The sequence below is a fragment of the Duganella sp. CY15W genome (assembly GCF_009857555.1).
Lineage (GTDB): Bacteria > Pseudomonadota > Gammaproteobacteria > Burkholderiales > Burkholderiaceae_D > Rugamonas > Rugamonas sacchari.
This window is the reverse complement of the sequence record NZ_WWCQ01000001.1, coordinates 278,065-292,440: the sequence shown is the minus strand read 5'-3', so window position 1 is coordinate 292,440 and position 14,376 is coordinate 278,065. Positions and strand designations below refer to the sequence as shown.

The following is a 14,376-nucleotide window of genomic DNA, read 5'->3' as shown; positions in this document are numbered from 1 at the left end:
TCCCATTAGAAATTCATATCTAAGTCATTGAATTAGAAAGAAAAATCAGAGCTGGCACGGGGTTTGCAAAGGAGTGGGTAACGTCACAGACGTTTTATCCTCAAACTCGATAAAGGAAGCAAATCATGATGACCACTAAACTGATCGCCCGCCTGATGGTTGCCACCGCCCTGACCGCTGTTGCAGCAACCGGTACCGCATTCGCGCAACAGGAAGGTGCATTGGCTGGCGCCGCCAAAACCGGCACCGCCAGCAATGATGACGCCATCACCAGCAAGATCAAAGCTTCCCTGGCAGATCAAAAGCAAATCGGCGTGACCACCCAGGACGGCGTGGTGACGTTGAGCGGTAGCGTAGCGAACACCGACGTCGGCACCAAAGCCATCCAAGTGGCATCGGCCGTGCCTGGCGTGAAGGAAGTGAAAAGCGAACTGACCGTCGCTTCGAAGTAATTTCGTCAGTATTTGGTAGTTCCGAGCAGTAGCAGTAAGGGCACTAAATAGGAGTAGCTGCCCCAACCCTTTGCCGGACGGTGTGCGTAGACACCGTCCGGATTTTTTTCGTTAACCCACCGCCGTAAGAGGGGTCTGACCCCGCGACGGATCGCCGTGCGGGTTTAGCTCAGGTTTTCGAGACGGATCTTGGTCACGCTGCCGCACACGGTCGGCAGGCCTTCCATCTTGGCGATGGCGGCGGTGACATGCTTCTCTTGCGTCTGGTGCGTCAGGAAGATGATGTCGGTACGGGTTTCGCCGTCCGCCGGTTCTTTCTGCAGCATGGCGTCAATCGAAATCCCCGCATCGGCCAGAATGCGCGTCAAGTCGGCCAGCACGCCTGGCTGGTCGCTCACGTTCATGCGCAGGTAGTAGCTGGTGGTCACTTCCGACATCGGCAGAATCTCGATGTTGGTCATGGCATTCGGCTGGAACGCCAGATGCGGCACACGGTGCTCTGGATCCGCCGCCGCCAGGCGGGCAATGTCCACCAGATCGGCAATCACCGCCGACGCCGTTGGCTCCGAACCCGCGCCCTTGCCGTAGTACAGCGTCGCGCCGACCGCGTCGCCTTGCACCAGTACGGCATTCATTGCGCCTTCCACATTGGCAATTAAACGCTTGGACGGTATCAGCGTCGGGTGCACGCGCAGCTCCACGCCTTCCTTGCCGTTAACCGTGGCGCGCTTGGCGATGCCCAGCAGCTTGATGCGGTAGCCCAGCTGCTCGGCGTAGCGGATGTCCACCGCGTTGAGCTTGGAAATGCCTTCCACATGCGCCTTGTCGAACTGCACCGGAATGCCAAACGCAATGGCCGACATGATGGTGGCCTTGTGCGCCGCGTCCACGCCTTCGATGTCGAAGGTCGGGTCGGCTTCCGCATAGCCCAGTTCCTGCGCCTGCTTGAGCACGGTGGCGAAGTCCAGGCCCTTGTCACGCATTTCGGACAGGATGAAGTTGGTGGTGCCGTTGATGATGCCGGCCAGCCAGTCGATGCGGTTGGCGGTCAGGCCTTCGCGCAGCGCCTTGATGATCGGGATGCCGCCGGCCACGGCCGCTTCAAACGCCACCATCACGCCCTTGGCTTGGGCCGCAGCGAAAATCTCGTTGCCATGCACGGCCAGCAGCGCCTTGTTGGCGGTGACCACGTGCTTCCCGTTCGCAATCGCTTTCAGCACCAGCTCGCGCGCCTGCTCGTAGCCGCCGATCAGTTCGACGACGATATCGATGTCCGGGTCGTTGACGATGTCCATCGGGTTGGCCACCACGGCCACCTTGCCGCCGGTGCGCGCCTTGGCGCGTTCCAGGTTGCGGGCCGAGACCGCCACCACTTCGATGCTGCGGCCGGCACGGCGGCGGATTTCTTCCTGGTTGCGCTCCAGCACGTCAAACGTCCCACCGCCGACATTACCGACGCCCAGCAAGCCTACTTTGATTGGTTTCATATTGTGTTTCCGTAGATCTGAATTAGAAGCTGGCGCCGTGGCGCTTGCGGTAGCTTTCCATGAACTTGGCCATGCGGCCGAAAGCTTCCACCATATCGTCCGTATTCGGCAGGAACACGACGCGGAAGTGGTCCGGCGCGATCCAGTTGAAGCCGCTGCCCTGGACGATCAGCACTTTGGTTTCGGCCAGCAGCTCATACGCGAACTGCTGGTCATCCGCGATCGGATAGATCTTCGGATCGAGGCGCGGGAACATGTACAGCGCCGCTTTCGGCTTGACCACGCTGACGCCCGGAATCTCGGACAGCAGCTGGTAAGCCAGATCACGTTGCTTCAACAGGCGCCCGCCCGGTCCTACCAGGTCGTCGATGGACTGGTAGCCGCCGAGCGCAGTCTGGATCGCAAACTGCCCCGGTGCGTTGGCGCACAAGCGCATCGAGGCCAGCATATTCAGGCCTTCGATATAGTCTTTGGCGTGCGATTTCTCGCCCGACACCACCATCCAGCCGGAACGGTAGCCGCAGGCGCGGTAGTTTTTCGACAGGCCGTTAAAGGTCACGAACAGGATATCGTCGACCAGCGAGGCGATCGACACGTGCTCGGCGCCGTCATACAGCACCTTGTCGTAGATTTCATCGGCGTAGATGATGAGGTCGTGCTGGCGCGCCAGCTCGATGATTTGCAGCAGCAGCTCGACCGGGTACAGCGCGCCGGTCGGATTGTTGGGGTTGATGACCACGATCGCGCGCGTGTTCGGCGTGATCTTGCGGCGCATGTCCTCAATGTCGGGATACCAGTCCTGCTGTTCATCGCAGATGTAGTGCACCGGCTTGCCGCCCGACAGCGACACTGCCGCCGTCCACAGCGGATAGTCGGGCGCCGGCACCAGCACCTCGTCGCCATTGTTGAGCAGCGCGTTCATCGACATCACGATCAGTTCGGACGCGCCATTGCCCAGGTAAATGTCGTCAATGCTGACGCCACGGATATTCTTGCCCTGGGTGTAATGCATCACCGCCTTGCGCGGCGCAAACATGCCTTTGGAATCGGTATAGCCGGCCGCGTTGGACAGGTTGATTTTCATGTCCTGGACGATCTCGTCCGGAGGATCAAAGCCGAACACTGCCAAGTTGCCAATATTCAACTTCGTGATCTTGTGGCCCTCTTCCTCCATTTGCCGGGCTTTTTCCGGCACCGGACCGCGGATCTCGTAGCAGACTTCCGCCAGTTTGTTCGATTTTTGAATCGGTCGCAAAATAAAATCCTGTTTATGTGAGGCAAACTTCTCTGACCTGCCAAAACACCGGCGCCAGCCTTTGCTGCAATGCGAAAATAACCATTCTGCCGAAAGGCACTGATTTAAGCAACCTTTCAGGCCGTGGCCCCCTTGAAAACGATACAATAATGCTTCTTTTGCCGACCAAATCCGCGATTCCGTCATGAAGCTCCACCAAAGCGATACCCAAAAATACCAGACCGTCACCGGTTACGATGACAGCGGCGTTGAAATCAACGCCGAGCGCTACAACTACAGCCTCATCGTCCTGCCCGAAACCCCGCCACGCGCCTGGAATGCGCCCAGCTTTGCCTCCCTGACCAAGGAGCACTTCGACCTCATCGGCGAAGACCATCCGGACGTGGTCATCCTCGGCACCGGCGAGCGCCAGCGCTTCATCCACCCCAAGCTGACGGCCGCGCTGACCATGCGCCGCATCGGCGTGGAATGCATGGACAGCCAGGCCGCCTGCCGCACCTACAACATCCTGATGGGCGAGGGCCGCAAGGTCACGCTGGCCCTGGTGATTGACGCCAACGAGGGCAAAAGCGCCTGATGAACGACCTGTATAACTCCAAAAAACTCATCTGGTCGCTGCTGGCGGCGTTTGTCATCGTCTGGCTATATGTGCTGGGCGTACGCACGCTGGTGCCGCCCGATGAAGGCCGCTACGCCGAGATGGCGCGCGAAATGTGGGCCAGCGGCGACTGGATCACCACCCGCCTCAACGGCATCAAGTACTTTGAAAAACCACCGCTGCAAACCTGGATGAACGCACTCTCCTTTGCCGCCTTCGGCCTCGGCGAGTGGCAGGCGCGCCTGTGGACCGGCCTGTGCGGCCTGGGCGGCGTGTTCCTCACCGGTTATGCCGGCCACCGCGTATTTGGCGCGCGCGCCGGCTTTTACGCTGCGCTGGCGCTGGGCTCGAGCCTGTTCTGGGTAGCTTGCGGCCAGATCGATTCGCTGGACATGGGCCTGTCGGGCATGACCACCATCGTGCTGTGCGCGGTGCTGATTGCCCAGCACGATGGCGCCACCGAGCGCGAGCGCCGTAACTGGATGCTGGTCTGCTGGGCCGGCATGGCACTGGCGGTGCTGGCCAAGGGCCTGATCGGCCTGGTGCTGCCGGGCGCCGTACTGGTGCTGTACACCGCCCTGTCGCGCGACCTGGCGATCTGGAAGCGCCTGCACCTGGGCAAGGGCCTGCTGCTGTTCTTTGCCATCGCCACGCCATGGTTTGTGCTGGTCGGCCTGAAAAACCCCGAGCAGCCGCACTTCTTCTTCATCCACGAACACTGGGAACGCTTCTTCCTCAAGACCCACCACCGCGAAGGCGCGTGGTACTACTTCCTGGTGCTGCTGATCCCCGGCATCATGCCGTGGCTGGGCGTGCTGCCGCAGGCGATGTTCCATGGCATCCGGCGCGAACCGGGCGCCGCCTTCCAGCCCAAGCTGCTGCTGCTGATCTGGGCCGTGTTCATCACCTTCTTCTTCAGCTACTCCAGCTCCAAGCTGCCGGGCTACATCCTGCCGATTTATCCGGCGCTGGCGCTGCTCATCGCTACCTACCTGGAAGGCGCCTCGCGCCTGAACCGCATGATCGCGGCCGGCCTGCTGATCCTGGTCGGCGTGGCCGGTCTGGCTGCCGTGCCGCAAATGGCCCAGATGGCAGTGCGCCATCCGGACGAGCGCATCTTGCTGGAAGCCTATCAGCCGTGGGTGCTGACCGCCGCCATCGTGGCCGCGGCCGGTGGCGCCATCGCCATGCTGCATGCGCGCCATCTGCGCCGCGACCTGGCTGTGCTGACGCTAGCAATTGCCGGCTTCGTTTCGGTACAGCTGATCCTCACCGGTTTCGAGCCTTATGGCAAAATGCGCGCCGGTAAAGAACTGGCCATGAAGATGCTGCCGGAACTGCAGGCGGATACCAAGATCTACTCGGTCAACACCTATGAGCAGTCGATGACCTTCTACCTGCAACGCACGGTCACGCTGGTCGATTACTGGGATGAGTTCACGTTTGGCCTGCGCCAGCAGCCGGAGCTGTCGATCCCGACCGTCGAAGGCTTTATCGAGAAGTGGGAAGAACACAGCGCCGCCAACGTCAAGGCCCTGGCCATCGTCAGCGACGACGCTTATGAAAAACTCAAGGCCAAGGGCGTGACCATGCGCGTGATTGCGGAAGATACGCGCCGCCTGGTCATTACCAATCTGTAATGGTTAAATCGTTAAATGAATATTGCAACTTTTAGTTTTATCGTTGTGGGCGTCCTGCTCAACGCCGTCGCCCAGCTGCTGCTCAAGGCGGGCGCCCGCAACGTCGGCGAAATCCACCTGACGCTGAGCAATCTGTTCAGCGTCGGCTGGCGCGTCGCCACCCAGCTGCCCATTATTGGCGGGCTGACCTGTTACGTATTGTCGGTGGTACTGTGGATTATCGCGCTGTCGCGCGTCGATGTTTCCGTAGCCTATCCTATGCTGTCGCTGGGCTATGTGGTTACGGCCTTTGGCGCCTGGTATCTGTTCGGTGAAGCACTGTCTGTGCAGCGCCTGCTTGCCATTTTTGTCATTCTGGTGGGCGTGGCCTGGCTGGCGCGTACCTGACGAACAATTTAGAATGCCGCAATACGTCTTAAACAAATAATACGAATAACGAGAGTACAACCACCTCATGAGCGCTGATCTGCCATTCCTGCCCTTCTCCCGTCCCACGATAGACGAGGCCACCATTACCGCCGTTGGCGAAGTCCTGCGCTCGGGCTGGATCACCAGCGGCCCGAAAGTGGCGGCGTTCGAAGCCCAGATGTCCGAGTACTTCGGCGGCCGCCCGGTACGCACCTTCAACTCCGGCACCTGCACCATGGAGATCGCGCTGCGCATTGCCGGCATCGGTCCGGGCGATGAAGTCATCACCACGCCGATCTCGTGGGTGGCCACGGCCAACGTCATCATTGAAGTGGGCGCCACGCCGGTGTTTGCCGATATCGATCCGGTCACGCGCAACATCGACCTCGACAAGGTGGAAGCTGCGATCACGCCGCGCACCAAGGCCATCATCCCGGTCTACCTGTCCGGCCTGCCGGTCGATATGGACCGCCTGTACGCCATCGCCAAAAAGCACAATCTGCGCGTGGTGGAAGACGCTGCGCAAGCGTTCGGCTCGGAATGGAAAGGTCAACGCATCGGCGCCTTTGGCGACTTCATCTCGTTCAGCTTCCAGGCCAACAAAAACATCACCACGGGCGAAGGCGGCGCGCTGGTGCTGAACAACCTGGAAGAAGCCAAACTGGCGGAGAAATACCGCCTGCAGGGCGTGACCCGCAGCGGCGTCGATGGCATCGACGTTGACGTCCTCGGCGGCAAATACAATATGAGCGACATCATGGCCGCCATCGGCCTGGGCCAGTTCGCCAATATTGAAAAGATCACCGCGCACCGCCGCGCGCTGGCACGCCGCTACTACGAAGCGTTCGGCCCGGACTTTGAGGCGCAATCGGGCGCCCAGTTGCCGCTGCAGGCTTTCGACAGCAGCAACTACCACCTGTTCCAGATCATCCTGCCGGATAACGGCCCGACCACGCGCGCCGACTTCATGAACGCGCTCAAGGACCGCTTCAACGTCGGCACCGGCTACCACTACGCGCCGATCCACCTGTTCACCATGTACCGCGAGCGCGGCTTCAAGGAAGGCATGTTCCCGGTCGCGGAAAAAATCGGCCGCCTGACCGTCACCCTGCCGATGTTCTACGCCATGACCAGCGCCGACGTCGACCGCACGGTCGCTGCCGTGAAAGCGATCCTGATCAAATGACCGACATGACCATCGCCCAGATCAAGCCGGAAGTCTCGGTCGTCATCCCGATCTACAACGAGCAGGCCGGCCTGGCCGCGCTGTTTGCGCGCCTGTATCCGGCGCTGGACCAGCTGGGCACCACCTACGAGATCGTGTTCGTCAACGACGGCAGCCGCGACAACTCGGTGTCGATCCTGGCCGAGCAGTTCCGCGCCCGCCCGGACGTCACGCGCGTGGTGCTGTTCAACGGTAACTACGGCCAGCACATGGCGATTCTGGCCGGCTTCGAACAGGCGCGCGGCGACATCATGATTACGCTGGACGCCGACCTGCAAAACCCGCCCGAGGAAATCGGCAACCTGGTGGCCAAGATCCGCGAAGGCTATGACTACGTCGGCTCGATCCGCCGCAAGCGCCAGGACTCGGCATGGCGCACCTACGCGTCCAAGGCCATGAACCATCTGCGCGAGCGCATCACCAACATCAAGATCACCGACCAGGGCAATATGCTGCGCGCCTACGGCCGCAACGTCATCGACCTGGTCAACCAGTGCGCCGAGGTGAATACCTTCGTGCCGGCGCTGGCCTACCGCTTTGCACGCAACCCGACCGAGATCACGGTCGAACACGAAGAGCGCGCGGCCGGCGAATCGAAATACTCGCTGTACAGCCTGATCCGCCTGAACTTCGACCTGGTCACCGGCTTCTCGCTGGTGCCGCTGCAGTTCTACTCGATGATGGGCATGCTGATGTCGATCATCTCCGGCCTGCTGGTGCTGGTGCTGGTGGTGCGCCGCCTGTTCCTGGGCGCGGAAGCGGAAGGTCTGTTCACGCTGTTTGCGATTGCGTTCTTCTTCATGGGCGTGATCTTGTTCGGCATCGGTCTGCTGGGCGAATACGTGGGCCGCATCTTCCAGCAGGTGCGCGCGCGGCCGCGCTATGTGGTGCAGACCGTGTTGCAGCAAAAACCGGGCGAGGCACTGGACAGCGTGCCGGTCAGCGCCGAAAAACGTACTGTAGGCCGTCCCCATGAGTGATTTCGAGCCCCGCAAGCGCGCCGTTGTCTTCGGCTACCACAATGTCGGCGTCCGCTGCCTCAAGGTGCTGCTGGCCGGCGGCGTGGATGTCGCGCTGGTGGTCACGCACGAAGACAGCGCCAGCGAGAACATCTGGTTTGAATCCGTGATCTCGCTGTGCGAGGCGGAAGGCATCCCCTACATCACGCCGGCCGACGCCAAATCGCCGGAACTGCTGGCGCAGGTTCAGGCGCTCCAGCCGAACCTGATGTTCAGCTTCTACTACCGCCACATGCTACCGGCCGAACTGCTGGCCGTGGCGCCCGCCTTCAATATGCATGGCTCGCTGCTGCCGGAATACCGCGGCCGCGCGCCCGTCAACTGGGCCGTGCTGCATGGCGCCAGCGTCACCGGCGCCACGCTGCACGAGATGACCGTCAAGCCGGACGCCGGCGCCATCGTCTCGCAGATGGACGTGCCGATCCTGCCGGACGACACCGCGCATGAAGTGTTCGGCAAGGTGCAGGTCGCCGCCGAGCAGGCGCTGTGGCGCATCCTGCCGTCGCTGCTGGCCGGCAGCGCGCCGCGCCTGCGCAACGACCTCAGCAAGGGCGGCTATTTCAGCGGCCGCAAGCCCGAAGACGGCCGCATCGACTGGCTGATGCCGGCCCAGGAAGTCTACAATCTGCACCGCGCAGTCGCCCCGCCCTACCCGGGCGCCTTTACCGATATCGACGGGGTCCGCTACGTGATCCAGCGCGCCCGCCTGAATGGCAATTTTGGCAATGTTGTTTCCCTCAGTTTGCCACCGGGCTTGACAGTAGTAGATAATTGCATCTTTGGCGTGTGCGGCGATGGCCGCATGCTGACGATTTCCGCTTTGACGGCCGATGGCGAACCCATCACGGCCGAGCAGTTGCAAACCCGCCTGGCCGCCCGCGTATAAAGCGGCGCCAGCGGACCTAGAACATTACCTGGACAATCAACATGAAAAAAGTACTCATCCTCGGCGTCAATGGCTTCATCGGCCATCACCTGTCGAAGCGCATTCTGGAAACCACCGACTGGCACGTGTACGGCATGGACATGAACACCGACCGTATCACCGACCTGCTGGAGAATGAGTCCTACAAGTCGCGCATGCACTTCTTCGAAGGCGACATCACCATCAACAAGGAATGGGTCGAGTACCACGTCAAGAAGTGCGACGTGATCCTGCCGCTGGTGGCGATTGCCACGCCATCGACCTACGTCAAGGCGCCGCTGCGCGTGTTTGAACTGGACTTCGAAGCCAACCTGCCGATCGTGCGTTCGGCTGCCAAGTACGGCAAGCACCTGGTGTTCCCGTCGACCTCGGAAGTGTATGGCATGTGCCACGACGAAGAGTTCGATCCTGAGAACTCGGAACTGATCTGCGGCCCGATCAACAAGCCGCGCTGGATCTACTCCAACGCCAAGCAGCTGATGGACCGCGTGATCTGGGGCTACGGCATGGAAGGCCTGAACTTCACCCTGTTCCGTCCATTCAACTGGATCGGCGCCGGCCTGGATTCGATCCACACGCCTAAAGAAGGTTCGTCGCGCGTGGTGACCCAGTTCTTCGGCCACATCGTGCGCGGCGAGAACATCTCGCTGGTGGACGGCGGCCACCAGAAGCGCGCCTTCACCGACATCGACGACGGTATCGATGCACTGATGAAGATCATCGACAACAAGAACGGCGCCGCCACCGGCAAGATCTACAACATCGGCAATCCGGTCAACAACTACTCGATCCGCGAACTGGCCAACATGATGCTGGAACTGGCGCCGAAATACCCTGAGTACGCCGATGGCGCCGCCAAGGTGCAGATCGTCGAAACCACCTCGGGCGCCTACTACGGTGCAGGCTACCAGGACGTGCAGAACCGCGTGCCGAAGATCACCAACACCTGCGAAGAGCTGGGCTGGAAACCGACCACCACCATGGCTGACGCGCTCAAGAAAATCTTCGACGCCTACCGCAGCCAGGTCGCCGAAGCACAGAAACTGATGGACTAAGCATTGACCGCTAACGCAACTCACAAGCCGCTGATGGTGTTGAAGATTGATGTCGACACCTACCGCGGCACCCGCGAAGGCGTACCGAACCTGGTACGCATGCTCAAGGCGCACCACGCTGGCGCCACCTTTTTGTTCTCGCTGGGTCCGGATCACACCGGCTGGGCGCTGCGCCGCGCGCTGCGTCCAGGTTTCTTCAGCAAAGTCTCGCGCACCTCGGTGGTTGAACATTACGGTTTCAAGACCCTGATGTACGGCACCCTGCTGCCCGGCCCGGACATCGGCAAGCAATGCGCGGCCGAGATGCGCGCGGTGCAGGACGCCGGCTTTGAATGCGGCATCCACACCTGGGACCACGTGCTGTGGCAGGACAACGTCGCCAACCGCGACGCCAACTGGTCGACCAGTATGATGCGCAAGGCCGCCGCCCGTTTCACGCAAGTGTTTGGCGTGGCGCCGCGCACCCATGGCGCGGCCGGCTGGCAGATGAACAACGGCGCCTTCCATGAGCATGACACAGCCGGCTATGGCTACGCCTCCGACGGCCGCTGCGTGCTGAACGCCAATGGCACGCTGGCCAATCCGGCCGATGGCCCGCACCGCCTGTCCGACGGCGGCCAGGTGCTGCAGCACATCCAGATGCCGACCACGCTGCCGACGCTGGACGAGCTGCTCGGTTGCGAGATCGACGGCATCACCATCGGCACCGGCAATATCGCCGCCTTCCTGCTCAAGCTGACCGAAGGCGCCACACGCGACCATGTTTATACTTTGCACGCAGAGCTTGAAGGACAGAAACTTGCCCCCATATTCGGGCAGTTATTGGCAGGTTGGCAAGCACAGGGATACCAGTTGGCGTCCATGGCCGACTACTATCAGAAGATCCAGCATCTGCCGATGCCGGTTTGCCCCATCACCTGGGGCGAGCTGCCGGGACGTTCTGGCCAGTTGATTATCCAGGGCGCTGCCCAAGCTTAATAACCCCTCCAGGAGACGCCAGTGGCTGACGCAGTAAGCAATTTTTCCGCACCGATGACCAGCGGCCAGACCTTCGAGCTGTCCGGCCGGCCGGCACGTTACACCGTGCTGTTCTTCTACCCGAAGGACAACACGCCTGGCTGCACCACCGAAAACATGGCGTTCCGCGACCTGCACGAGCAGTTCCAGGCGGCCGGCACCGAAATCTACGGCATCAGCCGCGATTCGATCCGCTCGCACGAGGGCTTCAAGGCCAAGCTGGGCCTGCCGTTCGAACTCATCTCTGATCCGGAAGAAGCGCTGTGCCAGCAGTTCGGTGTCATGAAGATGAAGCAAATGTATGGTAAGACTGTACGCGGCATTGAGCGCAGTACGTTTGTGATTGACGCTCAAGGCCAATTGGTGAAAGAATGGAGAGGCGTGAAGGTAGCAGGTCACGTCGATGAAGTGCTGGAATTTGTAGCGCATCAGGCTTGAGTTGTAGCGTTGCAGCTTCCGGTTTACTCAACCAGCAGGAACGTAACCACATTTTGAGTCAGCACTGTACCTCTTACCCTCCTCGGTGGCCATCCGGCCACCCTGCGGTACTCACCGGGCTGCAACCATGCCCATCGGCAGTCTTTCACCTGTTTTCCCCTAAAGCATCCACCCCATCCGGTTTCCGCGCAGCTGTACGCTTGGCGGCGCGCGCCTATGGGCGGATTCCTCCAGTTAATTTTCGATTGAGATCCTGATGCCACTGCCAAAATTACCAAGTAAGCCAGCGACTATACTGCTGGCAAAAGATTACCCTAAGGCCAGCGGCCCACGTCCGTCTCCTGCCCTCGCAGCAGTAGCCGACATCGCGCCTGAGCCTGCACCAGCGCCGAAGAAGGCGGCAACCGTTAAAGCCGTTCCCGCAGCAAAGAAACCCGTCGTTGCCAAAGCCCCTGCCCCGGTCAAAGGCAAAGCTGTGGCCGCTGTACTGAAAGCCGCACCAGCGGTGCTGCAAGCCGCTGCCGACACCATCGAAGCCAAAGGCAAATCGTCGCCGCGTAGCAAAGTCACGCCGATTACGGCCGAGGCGCCACATCCCGCCAAGCACAAGCCGAACGAAGTGGCGATCAAGTCGTCCACCAGCCGCCATGCGGACAAGACCGGCACCACCAAGATGTTTGTACTGGATACCAACGTGCTCATGCACGATCCATCGTCGCTGTTCCGCTTTGAGGAACACGATGTCTACCTGCCGATGATGACGCTGGAAGAGCTGGACAACCACAAGAAGGGCATGACCGAAGTGGCGCGCAACGCCCGCCAGGTATCGCGCACGCTCGACGCGCTGGTGTCCAATACCGATGACGACGCCATCGAAAACGGCATCCCGCTGTCCAAACTGGGCAACAAGGACGCCAAGGGCCGCCTGTACTTCCAGACCCGCCTGCAAACGGCGGAGCTGCCAGTGGGTCTGCCTTCCGGCAAGGCCGACAACCAGATCCTGTCCGTGGTGCGGTCGCTGGAAGCGGAGCAGGAAGGCCGCGCCATCGTGCTGGTGTCGAAAGACATCAACATGCGTATCAAGGCGCGCGCGCTGGGCCTGCCGGCGGAAGACTACTTCAACGACCACGTGCTGGAAGACACCGACCTGCTGTACTCGGGCATCGTCCAGCTGCCGGACGACTTCTGGACCAAGCACGGCAAGGACCTGGAGTCCTGGCAGGAAAACAAGAACGGCCAGAGCGCCACGTTCTACCGCGTCACCGGGCCGTTCGTACCGTCGATGCTGGTCAACCAGTTCGTGTTCCTGGAGCCGAAAAATGGCGAAGCGCCGTTCTATGGCCAGGTCAAGCAGATCAACGGCAAGACCGCCGTGATCCAGACCCTGCGCGACTTCAGCCACAACAAGAACAACGTCTGGGGCGTCACCGCGCGCAACCGCGAGCAGAACTTTGCACTGAACCTGCTCATGAATCCGGAATGCGACTTCGTCACGCTGCTGGGCCAGGCGGGCACGGGTAAAACCCTGCTGGCCCTGGCGGCCGGCCTGGCGCAAGTGCTGGAAACCAAACTCTACAACGAAATCATCGTCACCCGCGTGACGGTGCCGGTCGGTGAAGACATCGGTTTCCTGCCAGGGACGGAAGAAGAGAAAATGTCGCCGTGGATGGGCGCGTTTGACGACAACCTGGAAGTGCTGAACAAGTCCGACTCGGATGGCGGCGAATGGGGCCGTGCGGCAACGCAGGACCTGATCCGTTCGCGCATCAAGATCAAGTCGCTCAACTTCATGCGCGGCCGTACCTTCGTCAACAAGTTCCTGATTATCGACGAAGCGCAAAATCTGACGCCAAAACAGGTCAAGACGCTGGTGACGCGTGCGGGCCCGGGTACCAAGATCATCTGCCTGGGTAACATCGCGCAGATCGATACGCCGTACCTGACCGAAGGTTCGAGCGGCCTGACCTATGTGGTGGACCGCTTCAAGGGCTGGTCGCACAGCGGCCATGTGACGCTGGCGCGCGGCGAACGCTCGCGCCTGGCGGACCACGCCAGCGAAGTGCTGTAATGACGTAAATCGTTTAGATAGTTTTCAGCCCCGCCCGCAGCAATGCCGGCGGGGCTGTTTTTTTGGAGCCCGCTTAAGCCTGCTGTTTGCGGCGGCGACGGCTAACCGCGCCAACCACGCCCAGGCCACCCAGCAGCATGGCATAGGTTTCCGGCTCAGGCACGGCGGCAGCCAGCTGCAGCGAGCTATTGTTGAAGCTCTGGAATGCACCGCCATTCACCGCGTACTGCACCTGCTGGCCGCCATCGCAGCAGCCTTCCAGGCCGTAGATGGTGAGCGTGTGATTGCCGGCCGACAGCGCCTGGTTATTGACCGCGAAGATGCCGCCAGTGTTGCTGTAGCTGCCAGCCCACCACATATCGCTGGTGGTCAGCGCGACCGACTGGCCGTCCAGGAACACGGCGCCGCCATTGCCGAAGTCAACACCGGCGCGGAACGAATACGTGCCGCCGGAGCCAACACCGAAATTGATCGTGGACTTGAACGCAATATTGGTCGAGCCAGCACCAAAGATGGCATTGTTCGACACATTGTCGTAGCTGCTCAACACGGTCGAGCCGTATGGCGAACTGGCAACAGCCGCGTTGACGACGTCACGGTAATCGTTGGCGGTGGCTTGCACGCCCGCGTTCGAGTAACCAGTCTGGAAAGTGATGACGGCAGCTTCCGAGCTGCCATAAACCATAGCAACGGCCAGTGCGGCGAGTTTGACGAATTTCATATTGATCCCCGTGGAGGTTAGGTAAATAAAGCGTTGCGCTTGACCAGGTACGGGGATGGGGGACCTAG

Annotated in this window: 14 protein-coding genes; 11 read left to right on the top strand and 3 right to left on the bottom strand. The window is 60.9% G+C overall.

Annotated elements, in window-relative coordinates; translation table 11 throughout:
- The first annotated feature begins 125 nt into the window (after positions 1-125).
- Entirely contained in the window at positions 126-452 is a 327-nt protein-coding gene (locus GTP58_RS01380) for a BON domain-containing protein (RefSeq protein WP_161075983.1), read from the top strand.
- Positions 453-616: 164 nt separating this feature from the next.
- Here GTP58_RS01380 and GTP58_RS01375 read toward each other — a convergent pair whose 3' ends face one another.
- Together GTP58_RS01375 and GTP58_RS01370 are read right to left on the bottom strand one after the other, a co-directional pair.
- Entirely contained in the window at positions 617-1,939 is a 1,323-nt protein-coding gene (locus tag GTP58_RS01375) for a homoserine dehydrogenase (protein ID WP_161075982.1), read from the bottom strand.
- 22 nt (positions 1,940-1,961) lie between these two features.
- Positions 1,962-3,194, bottom strand: coding sequence for a pyridoxal phosphate-dependent aminotransferase (locus GTP58_RS01370; RefSeq protein WP_161075981.1), 1,233 nt, complete (start codon positions 3,192-3,194; stop codon positions 1,962-1,964).
- 184 nt (positions 3,195-3,378) lie between these two features.
- Here GTP58_RS01370 and GTP58_RS01365 point away from each other — a divergent pair, with 184 nt between their 5' ends.
- The 10 genes from GTP58_RS01365 to GTP58_RS01320 all read left to right on the top strand — a co-directional run bounded on the left by GTP58_RS01365 (position 3,379) and on the right by GTP58_RS01320 (position 13,587).
- Positions 3,379-3,771 carry an Mth938-like domain-containing protein gene (locus GTP58_RS01365; RefSeq protein WP_161075980.1) on the top strand — a complete coding sequence of 131 codons (393 nt, stop codon included), beginning with the start codon at positions 3,379-3,381 and terminating at the stop codon, positions 3,769-3,771.
- Positions 3,771-5,432 (top strand): glycosyltransferase family 39 protein, encoded by a 1,662-nt coding sequence (locus GTP58_RS01360; protein ID WP_161075979.1) that lies wholly within the window; start codon positions 3,771-3,773, stop codon positions 5,430-5,432. Before GTP58_RS01365 ends, GTP58_RS01360 begins: the two co-directional genes overlap by 1 nt.
- Before the next feature lie 15 nt (positions 5,433-5,447).
- Positions 5,448-5,819, top strand: a complete 372-nt coding sequence (locus GTP58_RS01355; protein ID WP_072780989.1) for an SMR family transporter — start codon at positions 5,448-5,450, stop codon at positions 5,817-5,819.
- Between the two features lie 67 nt (positions 5,820-5,886).
- Positions 5,887-7,026, top strand: a complete 1,140-nt coding sequence (locus tag GTP58_RS01350) for a DegT/DnrJ/EryC1/StrS aminotransferase family protein (protein WP_161075978.1) — start codon at positions 5,887-5,889, stop codon at positions 7,024-7,026.
- Between the two features lie 5 nt (positions 7,027-7,031).
- The gene (locus GTP58_RS01345; protein WP_202413541.1) at positions 7,032-8,045 is read left to right on the top strand and encodes a glycosyltransferase; all 1,014 of its coding nucleotides are present in this window, start codon (positions 7,032-7,034) and stop codon (positions 8,043-8,045) included.
- Positions 8,038-8,970: a formyltransferase gene (locus GTP58_RS01340; RefSeq protein WP_161075977.1), complete on the top strand. Its 933-nt coding sequence runs from the start codon at positions 8,038-8,040 to the stop codon at positions 8,968-8,970. The genes GTP58_RS01345 and GTP58_RS01340 overlap by 8 nt, the downstream gene beginning before the upstream one ends.
- Before the next feature lie 41 nt (positions 8,971-9,011).
- Positions 9,012-10,064 carry a bifunctional UDP-4-keto-pentose/UDP-xylose synthase gene (locus tag GTP58_RS01335; RefSeq protein ID WP_072780993.1) on the top strand — a complete coding sequence of 351 codons (1,053 nt, stop codon included), beginning with the start codon at positions 9,012-9,014 and terminating at the stop codon, positions 10,062-10,064.
- 3 nt (positions 10,065-10,067) lie between these two features.
- Complete coding sequence (locus tag GTP58_RS01330) at positions 10,068-11,042, top strand: polysaccharide deacetylase family protein (protein WP_373924672.1); 975 nt, start codon at positions 10,068-10,070, stop codon at positions 11,040-11,042.
- Positions 11,043-11,063: 21 nt separating this feature from the next.
- On the top strand, positions 11,064-11,519 hold the full coding sequence (locus tag GTP58_RS01325) for a peroxiredoxin (RefSeq protein WP_161075976.1): 456 nt from the start codon (positions 11,064-11,066) through the stop codon (positions 11,517-11,519).
- 256 nt (positions 11,520-11,775) lie between these two features.
- Positions 11,776-13,587: a PhoH family protein gene (locus GTP58_RS01320; RefSeq protein ID WP_161075975.1), complete on the top strand. Its 1,812-nt coding sequence runs from the start codon at positions 11,776-11,778 to the stop codon at positions 13,585-13,587.
- A 73-nt stretch (positions 13,588-13,660) separates the two neighbouring features.
- Here the strand turns inward: GTP58_RS01320 and GTP58_RS01315 are convergent, their stop codons facing one another.
- Positions 13,661-14,308, bottom strand: coding sequence for a CCXG family PEP-CTERM protein (locus GTP58_RS01315; RefSeq protein WP_161075974.1), 648 nt, complete (start codon positions 14,306-14,308; stop codon positions 13,661-13,663).
- Positions 14,309-14,376 lie beyond the last annotated feature (68 nt).